At 58.9% G+C, this 15,169-nt stretch carries 13 protein-coding genes and 1 pseudogene; 4 read left to right on the top strand and 10 right to left on the bottom strand.

Annotated features, from left to right (window positions below; translation table 11 throughout):
• Nucleotides 1–20: 20 nt before the first annotated feature.
• The 4 genes from AC1DW2_RS08920 to AC1DW2_RS08905 all read right to left on the bottom strand — a co-directional run bounded on the left by AC1DW2_RS08920 (nucleotide 21) and on the right by AC1DW2_RS08905 (nucleotide 4,128).
• Nucleotides 21–641: a hypothetical protein gene (locus AC1DW2_RS08920; RefSeq protein ID WP_477005769.1), complete on the bottom strand. Its 621-nt coding sequence runs from the start codon at nucleotides 639–641 to the stop codon at nucleotides 21–23.
• Nucleotides 638–1,693, bottom strand: a complete 1,056-nt coding sequence (locus AC1DW2_RS08915) for a TAXI family TRAP transporter solute-binding subunit (RefSeq protein ID WP_477005768.1) — start codon at nucleotides 1,691–1,693, stop codon at nucleotides 638–640. The genes AC1DW2_RS08920 and AC1DW2_RS08915 overlap by 4 nt, the downstream gene beginning before the upstream one ends.
• 92 nt (nucleotides 1,694–1,785) lie before the next feature.
• Complete coding sequence (locus AC1DW2_RS08910; protein WP_477005767.1) at nucleotides 1,786–3,681, bottom strand: hypothetical protein; 1,896 nt, start codon at nucleotides 3,679–3,681, stop codon at nucleotides 1,786–1,788.
• A gap of 156 nt (nucleotides 3,682–3,837) precedes the next feature.
• Entirely contained in the window at nucleotides 3,838–4,128 is a 291-nt protein-coding gene (locus AC1DW2_RS08905) for a hypothetical protein (RefSeq protein WP_477005766.1), read from the bottom strand.
• Nucleotides 4,129–4,791: 663 nt separating this feature from the next.
• On the opposite strand from AC1DW2_RS08905, the gene AC1DW2_RS08900 reads away from it, so the two are divergent.
• A complete protein-coding gene (locus AC1DW2_RS08900) occupies nucleotides 4,792–5,166 on the top strand; it encodes a VanZ family protein (protein WP_477005921.1) in 375 nt (124 codons plus the stop codon).
• 1,188 nt (nucleotides 5,167–6,354) lie between these two features.
• Here the strand turns inward: AC1DW2_RS08900 and AC1DW2_RS08895 are convergent.
• Nucleotides 6,355–7,350 (bottom strand): UDP-glucuronic acid decarboxylase family protein, encoded by a 996-nt coding sequence (locus AC1DW2_RS08895; RefSeq protein WP_477005920.1) that lies wholly within the window; start codon nucleotides 7,348–7,350, stop codon nucleotides 6,355–6,357.
• A 334-nt stretch (nucleotides 7,351–7,684) separates the two neighbouring features.
• On the opposite strand from AC1DW2_RS08895, the gene AC1DW2_RS08890 reads away from it, so the two are divergent.
• A complete protein-coding gene (locus AC1DW2_RS08890) occupies nucleotides 7,685–9,199 on the top strand; it encodes an undecaprenyl-phosphate glucose phosphotransferase (protein WP_477005765.1) in 1,515 nt (504 codons plus the stop codon).
• A 151-nt stretch (nucleotides 9,200–9,350) separates the two neighbouring features.
• On the top strand, nucleotides 9,351–9,587 hold the full coding sequence (locus AC1DW2_RS08885) for a hypothetical protein (protein WP_477005764.1): 237 nt from the start codon (nucleotides 9,351–9,353) through the stop codon (nucleotides 9,585–9,587).
• Nucleotides 9,588–9,608: 21 nt separating this feature from the next.
• Here AC1DW2_RS08885 and AC1DW2_RS08880 read toward each other — a convergent pair whose 3' ends face one another.
• The gene (locus AC1DW2_RS08880) at nucleotides 9,609–9,968 is read right to left on the bottom strand and encodes an H-NS histone family protein (RefSeq protein ID WP_477005763.1); all 360 of its coding nucleotides are present in this window, start codon (nucleotides 9,966–9,968) and stop codon (nucleotides 9,609–9,611) included.
• Nucleotides 9,969–10,606: 638 nt separating this feature from the next.
• On the opposite strand from AC1DW2_RS08880, the gene AC1DW2_RS08875 reads away from it, so the two are divergent.
• Nucleotides 10,607–10,939 (top strand): H-NS histone family protein, encoded by a 333-nt coding sequence (locus AC1DW2_RS08875; protein WP_063676974.1) that lies wholly within the window; start codon nucleotides 10,607–10,609, stop codon nucleotides 10,937–10,939.
• Between the two features lie 157 nt (nucleotides 10,940–11,096).
• On the opposite strand, the gene AC1DW2_RS08870 is transcribed toward AC1DW2_RS08875, so the two are convergent.
• The 4 genes and pseudogenes from AC1DW2_RS08870 to AC1DW2_RS08855 all read right to left on the bottom strand — a co-directional run.
• Nucleotides 11,097–12,329, bottom strand: coding sequence for a polysaccharide biosynthesis/export family protein (locus tag AC1DW2_RS08870; RefSeq protein WP_477005762.1), 1,233 nt, complete (start codon nucleotides 12,327–12,329; stop codon nucleotides 11,097–11,099).
• On the bottom strand, nucleotides 12,307–13,935 hold the full coding sequence (locus tag AC1DW2_RS08865; RefSeq protein WP_477005761.1) for a tyrosine-protein kinase domain-containing protein: 1,629 nt from the start codon (nucleotides 13,933–13,935) through the stop codon (nucleotides 12,307–12,309). Before AC1DW2_RS08865 ends, AC1DW2_RS08870 begins: the two co-directional genes overlap by 23 nt.
• Nucleotides 13,932–14,291 (bottom strand): hypothetical protein, encoded by a 360-nt coding sequence (locus AC1DW2_RS08860; RefSeq protein WP_477005760.1) that lies wholly within the window; start codon nucleotides 14,289–14,291, stop codon nucleotides 13,932–13,934. The genes AC1DW2_RS08865 and AC1DW2_RS08860 overlap by 4 nt, the downstream gene beginning before the upstream one ends.
• Before the next feature lie 193 nt (nucleotides 14,292–14,484).
• Nucleotides 14,485–15,169, bottom strand: a pseudogene (locus AC1DW2_RS08855) (Ig-like domain-containing protein); the annotation flags it as partial.

Raw genomic sequence — 15,169 nt, 5'->3', positions numbered from 1 at the left:
AGAAGATCATTTGCATGCCGTCAATGATTTGGTGTCGCGATCGCACGCGGCCATTTGCACGTCGTGGCCATTTTTGCTCGCGTCGCGTCCAGCCCGGCGAGGGAGAATGCGCCGTCATGGGCAGCCCCGCCCCGTGGTGAGAAGAGGACAATAAGGTCTCCGCTGTCCGGAAGCGACTGCACCAATCGAACAACATCCCCGGCAAACGCGACGCCAGGACCGAATGCCGGCACGGCTGCTGCGACCTGCACCGCCGGATTATCATTGACGCGATAGGAAATTGCATCATCACCGCCTCCACGGGAGATGCCGGGTCCCGCGAGCACCAGCTCCGTCCGGCCGCCGCGACAGCGAATCGATAGCTGCATCACGGACTCGCCGGTCCCGCTGCGCGACGATGTCGTAGCGGTCGCGATCGGTGAGTAGTCTATGGGGGAGGTCGTCTGGCCGACGATCCAGTCGTCTTCGGGCGTCAGGCGATGTTGAGGCGCGATGGTACGTGTCAGTTTATTCAGACACCCGAGGCGCTCCGCGTGTTCCTTCTGAAGGCAGGAGCGCAGCTGTGCCATGGGATCCTGGGCCAACGCAGTGCCGCCTGTACCCCCGAGTGCAATAAGAAGAAGGAACGCTGCGCGTTTCATTGCGATGCTTGTGTTGCGCGGGGCTGACGATCCAGCCACGCCTGCGCCGCTGGGACGCGCGCGAGACCCGGAACCGTCGCAGCCAGGTTGATGGATTTCCACTTGGGATCGAAACCCGGCGCCTGCAATCTGTCGATCCGCGAGAACAGGTGATCGATGAAGCGCGAGACGCGCTCAGACCGATTTGACCCTGCAGGCCAATTGAAGGCGACCAGAGCAGTCGGCACGGCGATCGTGGAAATCCGTTCGCCCTGCTTGATCAGATTGGGATAGTCGGTCGCATCGAGGGCAGCGGGGAGATAGTAGTCCTCGAACTTGCTCTCGTATGGGACGGGCAGGAATTTGAAGCCTGGCTCCCACCGGCCTTTCACGAAAGCATCCACCGGCTTCGATGTAATAAACACGACGGCTGCCATCTCGCCCTTGCGCATCTGCTCAAGCGCGACCTGGTGCGGAATGAATGTCTTCTCGACCTCGAGATTGAGGCGGCTGAAGATCAGCGGGCCCGAATACGCCGCGGCGGTGCCCTGCGTATTGAAATTGACCTTCTTGCCAGCGAGATCGTTCAGACTCCGAATCTCCGGACGAACGAAGATGTGCAACTCGGACGGGAACAGGTTCAGGACATACACAATTCGTCGCTGAATGTCCGGCACCTGGCTCTTGTATTCCTCGAGGGCGTCGGAATTGATGATCGCCGCATCGATGCCGCGCAAATAGAGCAGGGAGTTCAGGTTTTCGGCGGCCCCGCGCGTAACGACCGGCAGAACATGCAAATTATCCCCATCGTCGACCACACGGGCCATTTCCGCTGCTAAGCGGATCGGCGCGCCCTCGAGGAGGCCTCCCGCCAGGCCGATCGTCCAGGCGTTCATGGACATGACCTCGGGCCTCGGCTGCGGCGGCGCGGGCCGTGTCAGTCGGACCTTGTGAGGCCGATTATCCAGCGGCCGCGCAGCTGCCCAAGATTGAATAGACAGCTGAATTGACAGGAGCAATGGTGCGAACGCCGCGAGTAAGAGCAGCCGACGGAATCCGATAAGCCTTTTCATCGACAAACTCCTCTACATATGCTGCATCTGAGCCGGCGCTTTCGATCCCTGGCTGCGAATGACTGGTTCGGAAAGCGGCTCGATGAGATCTGCTATCGACGCAACGCTTCGAACCGCGCCTTCGCCTCCTTGATTCCCCCAGCTTCGGCCTGCGCGTAAAGATCTCGGGCTCTGGTCGCGTCGCCGCGCGTTCCATACGTTCCAAAGTTGGGAAGGATCAGCGGATCGTAGGTTTCCGCCAGCGCGAAGATTGCCTGCGCATTCCCCATCGCGGCGACGTGCTCCAGCACGATCCGCGCCGCGCCGATGTCTCCCTGTTCGAGCAGCAAGCCCGCACGCGCCAACAGCCTCGCTACCTGAAGCCCTTCGTCGGGATTGAACTGCGCATCGCCCGTGCTGCGCGCTGCTATGGCCTGGTCTTGGATCGGCTTGTCTTGTGCTTGCTTGTCTTGGACTGGCTCGTCTTGTACAGGCTGATTCTGGACCGGTGGTTCCGGCGCGGCGGGCGGCGCCTCGCGCCCGGCCCGGCCCGTGGTTGCCAGTTGGAACGCAGCGGCGGAATATTTCGCCAAAAGCGCGTCGTTGTTATGACGCGCCAGTACGAGATCGTTTTCTAGTCGCTCGACCCGCTCGCGCTCACGCTGCAACGAACTGCGCAGCTCAGCCGAGTCTCGCTCTTCGGCCTGCTTGATCCGTATGACTTCCTCGCTCGCCTTGGCCGCCCGCTGGGTCTCCACGTCGAGATCACGGCTTGCCTTCGCGAGATCGCGGGCCAGTTGCTCGGCCCGCTCGCGTTCGCGTTGCTGCGATTGCTCCAAGTCGGCGGTGGCGCTTGCCTCGGTCTTTTTGAGCTGTGCCGCGTCCTCGCTGGCCTTGGCCGCTTGAGCTTCGTAAGCGTAGATCTTGGTGCGTGCCATCGAGAGATCCTGCGCCAGCGCATCGGCTCTCTCGTGCTCCTTCTGCATCGACCGTTTCTGCTCTGCGGCGTCAGCTTTTGCTGCTAGCGTCAGCCTGCCGACTTCGTCGCCCGCCTTTGCGGCCAGCGCCGTCTGCGCATCGATATCTCGTCGTGCGGCTGCAAGATCCTGCTCCAGCCGCGCCGAGCGCTCGCTCTCCTGTTGCACGCTGTTCTGCAGCTCCGCCACGCTGCTCTCCGCCGCCTGTTTCAGCTGGGAAGCTTCCGCACCTGCTTTCGTCGGCGCAGTCTGGGTTTCGACATCGCGCCGCGCGGCTGCGAGATACTGCTCGTGCCGCGCTGACCGCTCACGTTCCCGCTGCAGTGACTTCTTCAGCTCCGCCACGCTGCTCTCCGCCGCCTGTTTCACCTGGGAGGCTTCCTCACTTGCTTTCGTCGCCAGCGCAGTCTGGGTTTCGACATCGCGCCGCGCGGCTGCGAGATCCTGCTCCAGCCGCGCCGACCGCTCGCGCTCCTCTTGCAGCAATGCCTGCAGCTCAGCCGGGTTACTCTCGCCCGCTTGATTCAGGCGGGAAGCTTCCTTCAGTCGGGACGCTTCCTCGACGGCCTTCGCTAGCAACGCCTTTTGGATTTCGACTTCGCGCCGCTCAGCGTCAAGACCTTGCACCAGCCACTCGGCCCGATCGTGCTCCTGCTCGAGATGTTGCAGCAACGCAATGTCGCGCCTTGCGAGGGCAAGTTCGCAAGATAGTGACTCTGTCCAGTCGAGTTGCCGTTCTGGAGGTTGCTGCAGGGCTCCTGTGTCGCCAGTCGTCGCTTGCGCAAGCTGTATCGATTTATCGCGGCCGCCTGGGCGCGGCAGGAAGGTGTCGAACTCGTCAGAACCGAGATTGCGGGCAGTCGTCGCCTGTTGCGCGTCTGCGGGGTGCCGCGCCTGATCCGGGGAGGCCTCCGTTTCCGACGCCCATGTTATAGTTATAGCGAGCATGACCGCTGCCATCCACAGGGGTGCACATCTTTCCCGTGTGAGGGAGAGCTTCACTTCCTCGTTGAGCATGACGGTGCGACCCATCTGCAATCACCTATCGCGTAGCGATGCGACTTCCTTCAGATGTGTCATTATGCCCTCCATCTTTACAGGACCCTCCCCACCACTTTTGGGTTAGGCTACGGAATGTGCCCCATCGAAGCGTAAACCGCTCAAAGTTCCTTCCCGTGTATTTCGCGACTACAGGTTGGTAGGCCGTTTGCAGAAACAAACGGGTCGACAATCGTCACGTGCAACACAATCAACCGTGCTAGAAATCTCGCTTTGCCGCTTGAAGAAGGGCAGCAGCTTCTCGAATATCTCATCCCGATGCCGGCCGATTTCGCGGTTGAGTGCGTCACTAAAGCCAGGCGCTTGGCTATGTATTGTTTCCCGGTCTGTTGATACTTTCGTCGGCGTTCCGTCGAGGTTTACCCAGCCGCTCAGGGTTTTGCCGTCCCAATCAATGGCCTGCGTGCGACTAATCGACAAGCTGGTCTCCGAGGAGCGCCTTCCTGGAGTAGCGCCTTGCTGGATCGCCATTGCACCAAGAAACAGCGCTTTAGAACAACTGCGATGGATGGGTACTCCCTGCCGGGCAGCCTGTCCCAACCGCCAGCCGGCCGTGTGCCGATCCAGAGCGAGCGCGTAAGCCCGCAGCGTCGAGGCGTTGCAGGAGTGCCACGTCCGGATTTTGGCTCAGCGCCCGATCCCTTCGTAGTACTCTCCTTTCGTCCACGCACATCAGGAATTCTGCACGCATGTGTCAGGAGGAGGTGGTAACCTTTGACTTGGTGTTCCGCCGCTTAGGCGGGCATGAATTTGGCCGAATGGGTTTCCGCAGCAGGACATCGGATTGCCTCAGAGCAACCGACGCCGCTACCTAGATCAATGCCACTGCAGACGACAGCCCTGCTGCAGTGCCGTACTCAGCGTGGAAACTGGCAGGTCGATCTGATCAAAGCTGGGAGCGCTCCAGCCGACTCGATCGTTCAATGTTCGCGGCCTTGGCGCAAGCGTACGAAGAGTATTGCTGAAGGGTTACGAGTATTGATGTTGCAGTTTGCGGTGGGTGGAGGGAACATGCTCTTGAGATCGAATCTCAGAAATGAAAGAGCCCCGGCTGGGGCTACCAGTCGAGGCGCTTTAGTGGTTATTGCCGCTCTTCTTCGACTCGTCGCGTGGCTGCTCGCGGTCGCCGTCACTTTCGTAACGCTGGGACCTCAGGACGTTCGGCCTCACCCTGTGCTCGGACAGCAGGGCGATCACGCGCTCGCCTTCCTTCTGATCGGGATTTTCTTCGGGCTCGCCTATCCGCAGCGGCGCTGGACTGTTTCGGCGGTCGCCGTTGCCCTGATCGGCCTGCTTGAAATTATGCAATTATGGGTGCCGGGACGGCACGCGAGGTTTGAGGATTTTGTGGTCGATGCGCTCTCGGCCTGCGTTGGCTTCGCGCTGTCCGCCGCGGCTGACCGGATGATGGCGCAATTTGCCGATCCCGACCCGTTGACACGCGAACGTCCTTGCTGATCTGGCTCGCCAAGGCTTCTTGCTAGTCAAATGCCTCACACGGATCGGCACCTTCTCTAAAACGCGGCGAGCCGCAACGGCGCACGTCAGCCGCCGCGACGGTCAGGCGGTTTACCAACCTCCACCGTAAGCACGGTGCCGGTGATGTTCCGGCCGTGCCTCCGGTGCTCGGTCAACACCTTGGGCGGGCGCGCTCAGCCATGACGGCGGAGATGCCTGGACCGCTCCCGGGCCTTCGGGAGTTCGCTGGCACGATAGCCGTTGGTGTTCTGCAATTGCCAGCGCCAATGGTCCGCACACATTTGCTGCAACGACCGCGTCAACGTCCAGCCCAGCGCATCTTTCGCAAGGGTCGGGTCGGCATAGCAGACGGCGACATCACCGGCCCGGCGCTCCCCGATCTCATAGGGGATTGTCCGCCCGCTCGCCGCTTCGAATGTGCGAACAACGTCCAGAACGCTACTGCCGTTGCCCGTTCCAAGATTGGACCGTCAGCACACCAGGCTGGCTGAGGTGGCGCAAGGTACTCCAATGCCCGGATGCGAGATCGACCACATGAATGAAGTCATGGATTCCGGTGCCATCAGGCGTGTCGTAGTCGTTCCTCCAATCTGCATCTTCTCCCGACGTTCAATCGCCACCTGCGCCCCCGTTCACTAATCCGCGGGCTTGGCATTATTCGAAGCCTCGGGCGGTTGGGTTACCCGTATACACTTTCAAGATCACCTGGCCCGGCGGGGATTTCCAAGATACCTGAGAGGAAGCTTTGTCTGGAACGCAAGTCACCTGCCAAAGCAGCAGATGCTCGATAGGTTGGCGAGGATCGGCAAAAGACTCAACAAACCCACAATTCTTATTCCTACGGATGATCTGCGTGCGATCCTGGTCGCCGAAGAGTCCGCAGCGCTGCGACAGTCGTTCGTATTCCCGACATATCGACCGGCATGGCGCGAAATCTCGCGAACAAAGAGATGCTGTACGCGCTTTGCCGCCAGATAGGCGTGCCACCGAGCACGCGATGCCCCACGTCGATCTCAGGATATATACTAATTTACCGAATTTGCGAGCTTCCCGATCGTCGTCAAAGCCCGGTGGCCTGCTTCATCTCGATCGGAGGTGAACTATGGCAGTATCTGGCACGGCGTGGTGGGACTAGCCCGCTTGCTGAGCTTCACGCAGCGCGAGCCGCTATTCGGCGGCGATCGGATGCGGCTTCTCCTCGTGCGATCGGCGCGCCTCGTCGCCGCGGAAAAATGCAACAGTTGGCTTCAGTCCGTCTTGCAGCCGGATGGTCGGTTGCCAGCCCAATTCCCTCTTGGCGAGGGAAAGATTCGGTCGACGCTGCCTTGGATCATCGCGGGGCAACGGTAGACGGACGAGTTTTGACGAGGAGCCGGTTTCCGCGAGAACCAGTTCCGCGAGCTCTCGAATCGTGAATTCTGTGTCATTTCCAAGATTGACCGGTCCAGTGAACGAAGCCTGACTGTCCATCAGGCGCACTAGACCATCAATCAAGTCATCCACGTAGCAGAATGAACGAGTTTGGTTGCCCTCACCGTAAAGCGTAATTGGCTTGCCGCTGAGTGCCTGAATAATGAAATTGGAAACGACTCGACCGTCAGCCCGATGCATCCGCGGCCCGTATGTATTGAAGATACGAGCGATCTTGATGTCGACACCGCACTGCCGATGATAATCGAAGAATAACGTTTCGGCGCAACGCTTTCCCTCATCATAACAGGACCTAGGGCCAATGGGGTTCACATGGCCCCAATAATCCTCGGTTTGAGGATGAACGGTGGGATCGCCATAAACCTCGCTTGTCGAAGCCTGCAAAATTCGACATCTCAGCCGCTTGGCGAGGCCCAACATGTTTATGGCGCCGTGTACCGACGTTTTCGTGGTCTGTACCGGATCGTGCTGGTATTGGACTGGCGATGCGGGGCAAGCCAAATTGTAGATTTCGTCAACTTCGATCTGCAAGGGAAAGGTGATATCGTGACGCAGAAATTCAAAGCGCGGGTGTGCGTACAAACGCTCAATGTTGTGCTTGGTTCCGGTAAATAGATTGTCTACGCAGACAACCTCATGGCCGTCGGACAGCAGTCGATCAATTAAATGAGAGCCCAAGAAGCCGGCGCCTCCGGTGACCAAAACGCGTTTGCAACTATCATATTTACGCATGGTATTCTCCGTTCGAAATGGTGGGCCGACGATGCTTTGTGTCGGCAGCGTCGCCATTCACCTCCCTCCTTCAAATTCGTCCTCGGAGGGCCGTGTCGACGAGGCTACCGTCGGACGACGGTCCAGACAGGCGATCCGCAAAGGGCCACCGCCCAGTCCTCATTGACGACGGGCCGCTTCGCCATTTCGCTGCTTCCCGACAGTTTAGATACGCACGGCAGCAGCTCAACCAACCATTGGGGTTACCTCTCAGTACTCACTCTTGCCAATTTCCACCCAGTGAGCCGAATGCTACCGCTTGCGCCAGGAACACGAAGCAGCTGGGTGGAATGCAATGAGTTATGCGTCATTCACCAATTTGCCGGGCACTACCCAGCTTCCGGCACACTCGGTTGATAGTCGCACGGCAGTCCCAGCAGGCGTTGGTTGGGGCAAAGGCAAATTGGCCTCCCCCCTATCCGCCCTCCTGGTACTTGCAGCAGGCGCCGAATTCCTGCTCGTAGCCCTGGCGGCTTGGTTCGCAGCCGTCCTCTATTATCGTCTGGTGCTGCTGCATTGGCCGGACCCCGCCCAGTACATCCCGGAATCTCTTCTGATTTCCACGTTGCACTTGCTCCTATCAATAGCACTCCGCCAATATTCGAGGATCCAGACGCAGCCCCGCCACGTGTTCCTGTGGAGTGGCGCCAGTGCTGTCTTGCTCGTATTCTCCTTCTTTATCTCAACGATATTCGTTCTGAAGATCTCAGCAGACTACTCGCGCGCTACCGTCATCGTCCAAGGCGTGAGTGTCATGCTCGCAGTCCTCTGCTCACGGACAATATGGTTCTCGTTGCTGCAGCGTGCCATTGCGTCAGGGATGATCGACGCCAGGCGCGTTATCCTTGTTGGAGATCCGGCTCACTGCCTGGATTTTTCCACGCGAGCAATGATCACCGCAATACGGACGATCCACTCCTTCGACTTTCCGATGGTTCGCGCAGATCGTTCGGGGCCGGCGCGTCCCGATGCGGTCCGAGGGCTAACTAATGCCCGCCAACTGGTTACGGAGTGCCGGCCTCTCCGAGCTGATGACATTGTCATTTTGACTTCAGAGCCGGATGTTCCATCTGCGCTTGCGCTCGCCAGCGCACTATCAGACCTGCCGGTCGACGTTCACGTCGTCCCCGTTGGATCTATCGATCTCATGGCCGTGTCACGGATCACCCAGTTCGGCAACATGGTGACGATGCGGATCTTCCAGTCGCCCCTTACTCCATTCAATCGAGCAATCAAGCGAGCGTTCGACGTCGCCGCTGCGATCGCTGGTCTCATTCTGGCTAGCCCCTTCTTCATTATTGCTCCGCTCGCCATCAAGCTCGAGTCCCATGGGCCGGTGTTTTTTCGCCAGACGCGGCACGGCTACAACAACGAGCCCATTCGTGTGCTGAAATTCCGATCGATGACCGTGATGGAGGAGGGTGACAATTTCAAGCCAGTCACCAGACACGATCCACGTGTGACCCGTCTGGGACGGCTCATGCGCAAAACCAATATCGATGAGCTTCCGCAGTTGTTCAACGTCTTGGCCGGCGACATGTCATTGGTCGGGCCTCGTCCCCATCCAACTGCGCAAAACGAGAACTTCGCTAAGCTGATCTCGTCGTTTAACCGTCGTCACAACGTCAAGCCCGGCATTACGGGCTGGGCTCAGGTCAATGGGTACCGCGGCGACACCGATACCCTCGAGAAGATGCAGCGCCGTCTGGAGCATGATCTGCACTATATCGACAACTGGTCACTCCTGCTCGATCTCAAAATTATAGTCATGACCCTATTTTCTAGAAAGGTGTACTGGAATGCCTATTAACGCGGCTACGCTTACAGCATCTTCTGCTCGTCGATTGGTGAATCGCCCGCGCGCAACTCGGAAGACTCAACACACTACAATGAGCAAAGCCCCGAGCCGAGGCGGGCGGGGCGCAGAGAACGATCGAAAGCTATTTGAGGTGGAGGCCTTCATGGCAACGATGAGCGATTTGAGGACGTCGTCCAGCTGTTCGGTAAGCGATTCCTTAAGCATTATCAGGCAGGCCCACGTCCAGCTTCATACCCTGACAGACGTGACCACAAGCGCGAATGTGGTCACCACGCGAATCGAGCTCTGTGACGTTCTCCTTGGCGAGATTTCAGGCATTCGCAGCAGCCTTGCCAAGGATCTCCGGCGCACCCGCAAGCCTCCACGGGCGTTGATCTAGTCCCATTTTGAGCGGCGCGTTTCAGGATTGGCCGTGGTCGGTCTCATCCCTGGGCGGCTGATCGCGATCGGATATCCGGAACTCCTCAAGCCGGCGCCCAGATTGGAGTGCTGCGACGACCCAGCGGGGTTGTTTTCCGCGGCCGGACCAGGTTTCCTCCGGAGCCGCCGGGTTGCTGTATTTCGGCAGAACTTTTGGATATCTGCGTCGTGGAGGCCGGTCGGTCTGCTTCTCGGGGGAGGGACCCTTGGTCTCGCCGATCGGCTCGGCCCTGTTGAGCTGTGCGAGACGCTTTTCAAGTTCGAGCTTCTCTGCACTAATTTTTTCCGAGAGAATGTGCGTGAGCTGCTCATGCAGGCGCCAGAGTTCATCAAGATCCATGGCGTCTAGATCCAATTTATGCATTCTCGTCACTATTCAAGGTTGCGATTATGGTCGGGGCTGCCTCAATGCCAGGCGTGCGCCGGGTGAAAGCGGGATAAACACCGCACACTAATTAAACATTCGAAGATTAAATTATATAATTTATTTGTATTAATGGAACTATTATTTTTGAATTTTTGACGTTTGTCGGGTTAAGTTTAATGAAGCAGAAATATCCGGTTAGATCAGGCGGTTGCTTATTATAAATGGATTTTTGTTGCGCTCGCGGATTTAAATTGCCTTTAGCGTCGTCGGCTTTCATAAATATATGTGTCGTTTTGCTGTTCCATCGACCGCGCAGCCCTCTCTCATGGCGCAGATCGTGCTCCAGCGGGGCATTCGGCGCCAGTTGCGGCCGTTCATGCGTTGCGGAGGCCGGCTGAGCCGGGAACCGCGGGGCGTCGATCACGCATCGGCTACGTGCAATCGCACCCGAATTTGGAGAGTTTGCCTCCGGCGGCTCGTTGAAGTTGCGGTTCGGGTCGCCGACTTAAATGACTATTTTTGTTCTTGTTGGTAACAATCTGGTACCCTCTTGATTATTCGGGGGTGCGGCAATATTGAAACCCGAATTGATTCTACAGGGCGTCGGAATGTTGTCGAAGAAAAAGCTCGAGCTCGAGTCTATGTCGTTAGACGACCTCTGGTCGCTCCACGAGAAGATCAGTGCGATCCTGGCGGCCCGGATCAAGGCGGAAAAGCATGAGTTGGAGAAGCGCCTGGCCGTCCTTGACCGCGGAATGGGCGCCATCGTTCAGCCGGGCGAGGCCCAGCCGAGCGACGCGAAACGGCGTCGCAAGTATCCACGGGTGCTGCCGAAATATCGCAACCCGCAGACCTCCGAAACCTGGTCCGGCCGCGGTAAGCTTCCCCGCTGGTTGGTTGCCGCGAAGAAGTCGGGACGCAAAATCGAAGAGTTTCGGATCTGACCTGCCACTGAATTTCTGGCGGCGGAGACACCAGGCCGGTGCTCGCCGCGCTCATCTCTCGACAAATGCAGCTGTAATGCCAGAGAACGTTTAGCCTCCGTTCCGATTCAATCGGAGCGGAAAAGGCTCTCCGATTCATGGGAGCGGTCGCCGGGGCCTAGCGTTCCGGTGGGGCCGCCCGCGAGAGGTTGACGAGGTTATTCGGAACGACCCTGATGACATCGTCCGGGGCCACAAGCGTCACTTCGTCCCCCACAATCTCCCGCATTGCCTCACCCTCTTTTCGAAGGATAGTGAAACTGGCCCGCTGGGCGTTCTTTGATGAACGATCAGGCGCATCGCCGGGCACGCTGGCCTGAACTATCCCAAGCACCTGCGTTGCCGCCATGATTTTTGCGCGCGCATCGACAATATCGTCTCTTGCCTTCTCCAACTCCGTCGTTGCGATGCGCCGTCTCTGTTGCTGAAGGTCGCTGACACGCTGTTCGGCCAACGAGATGTTCTCTTTGGCTTTCACAATGGCCGTTTCCGCGCTCATCTGCTCATTCGAGACTTGGGCAAACGATCGCTCGAGGGCAAACATTGTCGGGGAAAGCGCAAGGCCTTTTGCAGCCATCGCACGCAGCTGGTTGAGCTGTGTCCCAATACTTTCCTTCTCCTGTACGAGAGCCCCCACCTGTCCGCCAAGCGAGCCTATCTCGTTTTGATACAGCGACTTGATCGTCTCCAATCCCGCCTGTTCAATGCGCTTCATCTCGGTTTCCAGCGCGAGTGCGGCTTGCTCGTTTTTCATGATCGCTGCGATCTCGGGATCGTTCTTCTTCGCAAATTCCCGCGGCAGGGGAATATCCTCGCGTCCATCGATCGCCGCGATCAGCCGCGCCTCGCGGGCGATCAGCCGGTTCAGCTTGGCCGATTGGCTGGTGAAGTCGCTGCTCGCGCCAAGCCGGAGGACCCCCAACTCAGGTCGATAATACCCGCCCGCGACGCTGATCGCCTCGAGCACCGTAAGACCCGGCCGATACGGATATTGACCGGGCTTTTGAACGTCTCCCAGGATTGCGAAAGGGCGGTACTGAGAGATTTCGACCGCAGCGAAAGTCCGCTGTGCGCCCTCTGAACGTTGCTGCAGGCGGTCGGAGATCTCGCGCGCCAGATCGTTGAGATTGCGGCCGGCCACATTGATGTTCCCGATCAGGGGCAACGAAACGACACCGTCGGGATTGACCGCGTACTCGCCGGCGAGATCCGGCCATTCCTGCACCTTGATCTTGACCCGATCGGATACTCCGAGCTTGTAATCGCCGGCCAGGACCGACGCCGGCGGCGCGGCAAAGATCAGCGCGAGGCTCAAGGCCATCGCAATATCACTGAATCTTTTCGTGATCATAGATGTACCTCGCCGTCCACGATTTCGGATCGATGCTCGTCGCAAGCCGGCCGCCGGCCTGAGCCAGGCTTGGCGTCTCGGAATCGATCGAAGTCCATGGCGCCTTGTTGATGACCGTACCGACGATTCTGTCCCGCAAGGATCCCAGCGCGCGGAGCCCTTGCTGGAGCTGTCCCTCCGAGGTGCGGCCCCATTCCACCACGATCAGGAGGTCGTCGAAGACCTGACCTGCGGCGCGCACATCGATCGCTGTTGCAAGTTCGGGCAGATCGAGAATGACCCATTCATAACCGCGCTCGCGCCCGTCGTTGACGGCATGAACGAGATTGCCCCACAGCAGGTCGAGATCGCCAAGGGCTTTTCCACTCGGCAGAAAATCGAGGTTGAGACAAATGTTGTCCACGATGACGTCGTCCAGGGCGGCCGTTTCCCGCAGCAATTCCTGAAGACCTGGTACGTCGCCTTGTCCCGGACCGCGCGCCGCATCGGGACGACATGCATCGATCAAAAGCACGCGCGAGCCTTCACGCGCAATGAACCGGGCCAGGTTGGCGGCAAGCGTCGTCTTCCCCTCGGCGGCGCTGCAGGACGTCACGCCGACAATGCGAGGCACCCTTGTCGACCGTTCAAGCACCGCGGAGCGCACGCGGCGCAGTACGGACCGCCTCAATATGGACTGCAGATCAAAGTTGTAGTCGGGCTCCGATAGCAACGAAGATTGTGGGTCGACCAGGGGCACGTATCCGAAACATTCGACCGAAGTCAGGGCGGCGAGCCGCTCTGCAGCGCGCAAGCGCCGATCCAGCATGGTAAAGGCGAGGCCGCTTCCCGCGCCCACGGCGCCGCCGAGCAAGATGCCGAGCAGCATGGCGACTGCAGCCCTGGGTGGATCCTTCCATTTCGGCGGAACGGCCTCGCTAATGATCCGGGCCGTCGGACCGAGCACCTTGATCCGCTCCCGCAAGGCAGCGTTCGTGGTGATGACGGCGTTCGCATCGTACAGTTCCTGAACGAATGCTCCACCAATCTCATTCGCGAGCGTCACCGCGTCCACTGCGGTCAACGCTCTCGCGCCGAGCGAGACAATTTGGCTTGTGCCCACACGTACGACGGTCATGTTGGACCGCAACAACGCTATCGCCGACTGTCTCCTGCTGGTGTCCGAGGACTCCGGCTCGCGAAAAAAGTCGCTCCAGGGCAAGGCATATGATGATCTCGGCAATTTTTGCTCGATCTCATCCCATCCGACCTTGTCGACCACGCGGCCAAGCACTCTCCCGGATCTCAACACTTCGATCGCGCTCTGGATGAGCGAATTCTCGACCAGGATCTGGGTCACGACCGCGTCCGTGCCAGACAACTGCAGCGTCGTGTTCGAAATCAATATGTCCGATGAAGCAGAGAACGCGGGGACTCTGACGGTAACGTATGCGAGGCTCGCTACCGATCCGACGGTGGCGCCGACCAGCGTCAGAACCATCATCATCCGCCGGTGATGACGAAGTTTCTCGATCAACGTCCTCAAGCCTGTCCCGTCTCGCCAAGGGGGCTGCTGATCTTCCTGGTCGACGACGGAAAGCCTGCTATTTGTCGCGTCGAGCATCATGATTCTCCCGGGTCCATGGGCGCGTCCATATTTGCGGCAAAGGCCCCGACGCATTTTGTCTTGGGGAAGGTCTCATCAGTTCCGGCACTGTTGCCTGCACAACCTCCAATTTTTGCTTGAAGCAAAACCACGAAGGCCTTTGTTACTGTCGGAATAGCGCGGGCCCCCCAGACCGGCCCTTCGCGCCCAAGAATGCCGCCGAACCCGAAATACGGATTCTGGCGCGCCATTCGTCCGCGGCCCGCCTGCTGAGAGAATGAAACTTCCAGATTGCCGAATAACACTCGTTGCACCGTGAATGTTGTTGGTGCGATTCGCAGAACAATGACGCTCGCCCAAGGAACGAGCGCGGTCATATTCGGCCAAATTCGCCAGTTCAGAGCCGCTCCAATTAAATATTAAAAGATTTAATTTCGCAACCGAAAAGTGAGGATTAAATATTGGGTGCTTCGGTACCTTTCGGCCGAGGCTGTAGGGCGCRGTCGGATGCAGCAGCCCGCGCGGCGGGCAAGAGGGTGCGTGCCGTCGACGAACACGTCGAGCGCAAACTCAGACGATATGAAAGTCCGATGCGGGCAGCAGGGCAGCCAATTGCACGTCGTGAAGGGTCACCAGGTTTGACCCGTCATGCGCAATGACCACGTCTGATCCCACCTGCTGGGCGACGCTCAGAGCTGCATTCGCATCGGAAAATATCGAATGATCGAATTGGAGTACGTCCGTTCCTGGCGTGAAATTGTTCACGGTGTTTGCACCGAAGTCCGGCCGGAACACGAACGTGTCGGCGCTGCTGCCCCCAGTGAAAATATCGTTAGGGCCGCCGATTAGCGTCGTCGGACTGCTACCAGCGGCGAGCGTCTGACCGCCTGAACTTCCATCCAGCACGATGCCCTGGTAACCGTCACCGTTGAGATCCTGATGGAAGCTGGTCTCGATCGATTGCAGCGCAGCGCTTGCTCCCGACACGCTGGTCAGCGCATTCGAAAGGTAGTTTCCATTGCTGTCGGTGAGCCACACCGAATACTGATCGGCGCCTGGCTGCTTCCAGGCGACCTCGTATCCGCTCGCCGTCTGCTCGGCGCCGATCGGCGTTATCGAACCGAATTGACCGTCGACATAGTCGGCGCCCTGATATTTGAGCGATGGGCCCGTGCCGCTGCCGTCGTAAAGATAGAAGTGCGTGCCAAGCTCGGTCAGGCTGGTCGATCCGAAGCTCTCGACCACGGTGGGGCCG

Source organism: Bradyrhizobium sp. P3_C3 (assembly GCF_056402655.1).
The sequence above is the reverse complement of the archived record's forward strand: the minus strand, read 5'-3'. Positions and strand labels throughout refer to the sequence as shown.

Coding starts and splice junctions, on each gene's coding strand:
- AC1DW2_RS08885 (WP_477005764.1), top strand. CDS start 9,351: ATGGCAACGATGAGCGATTTGAGGACGTCGTCCAGCTGTTCGGTAAGC.
- AC1DW2_RS08910 (WP_477005767.1), bottom strand. CDS start 3,681: ATGGGTCGCACCGTCATGCTCAACGAGGAAGTGAAGCTCTCCCTCACA.
- AC1DW2_RS08860 (WP_477005760.1), bottom strand. CDS start 14,291: ATGACCGCGCTCGTTCCTTGGGCGAGCGTCATTGTTCTGCGAATCGCA.
- AC1DW2_RS08870 (WP_477005762.1), bottom strand. CDS start 12,329: ATGATCACGAAAAGATTCAGTGATATTGCGATGGCCTTGAGCCTCGCG.
- AC1DW2_RS08865 (WP_477005761.1), bottom strand. CDS start 13,935: ATGATGCTCGACGCGACAAATAGCAGGCTTTCCGTCGTCGACCAGGAA.
- AC1DW2_RS08920 (WP_477005769.1), bottom strand. CDS start 641: ATGAAACGCGCAGCGTTCCTTCTTCTTATTGCACTCGGGGGTACAGGC.
- AC1DW2_RS08880 (WP_477005763.1), bottom strand. CDS start 9,968: ATGGATCTTGATGAACTCTGGCGCCTGCATGAGCAGCTCACGCACATT.
- AC1DW2_RS08915 (WP_477005768.1), bottom strand. CDS start 1,693: ATGAAAAGGCTTATCGGATTCCGTCGGCTGCTCTTACTCGCGGCGTTC.
- AC1DW2_RS08890 (WP_477005765.1), top strand. CDS start 7,685: ATGAGTTATGCGTCATTCACCAATTTGCCGGGCACTACCCAGCTTCCG.
- AC1DW2_RS08895 (WP_477005920.1), bottom strand. CDS start 7,350: ATGCGTAAATATGATAGTTGCAAACGCGTTTTGGTCACCGGAGGCGCC.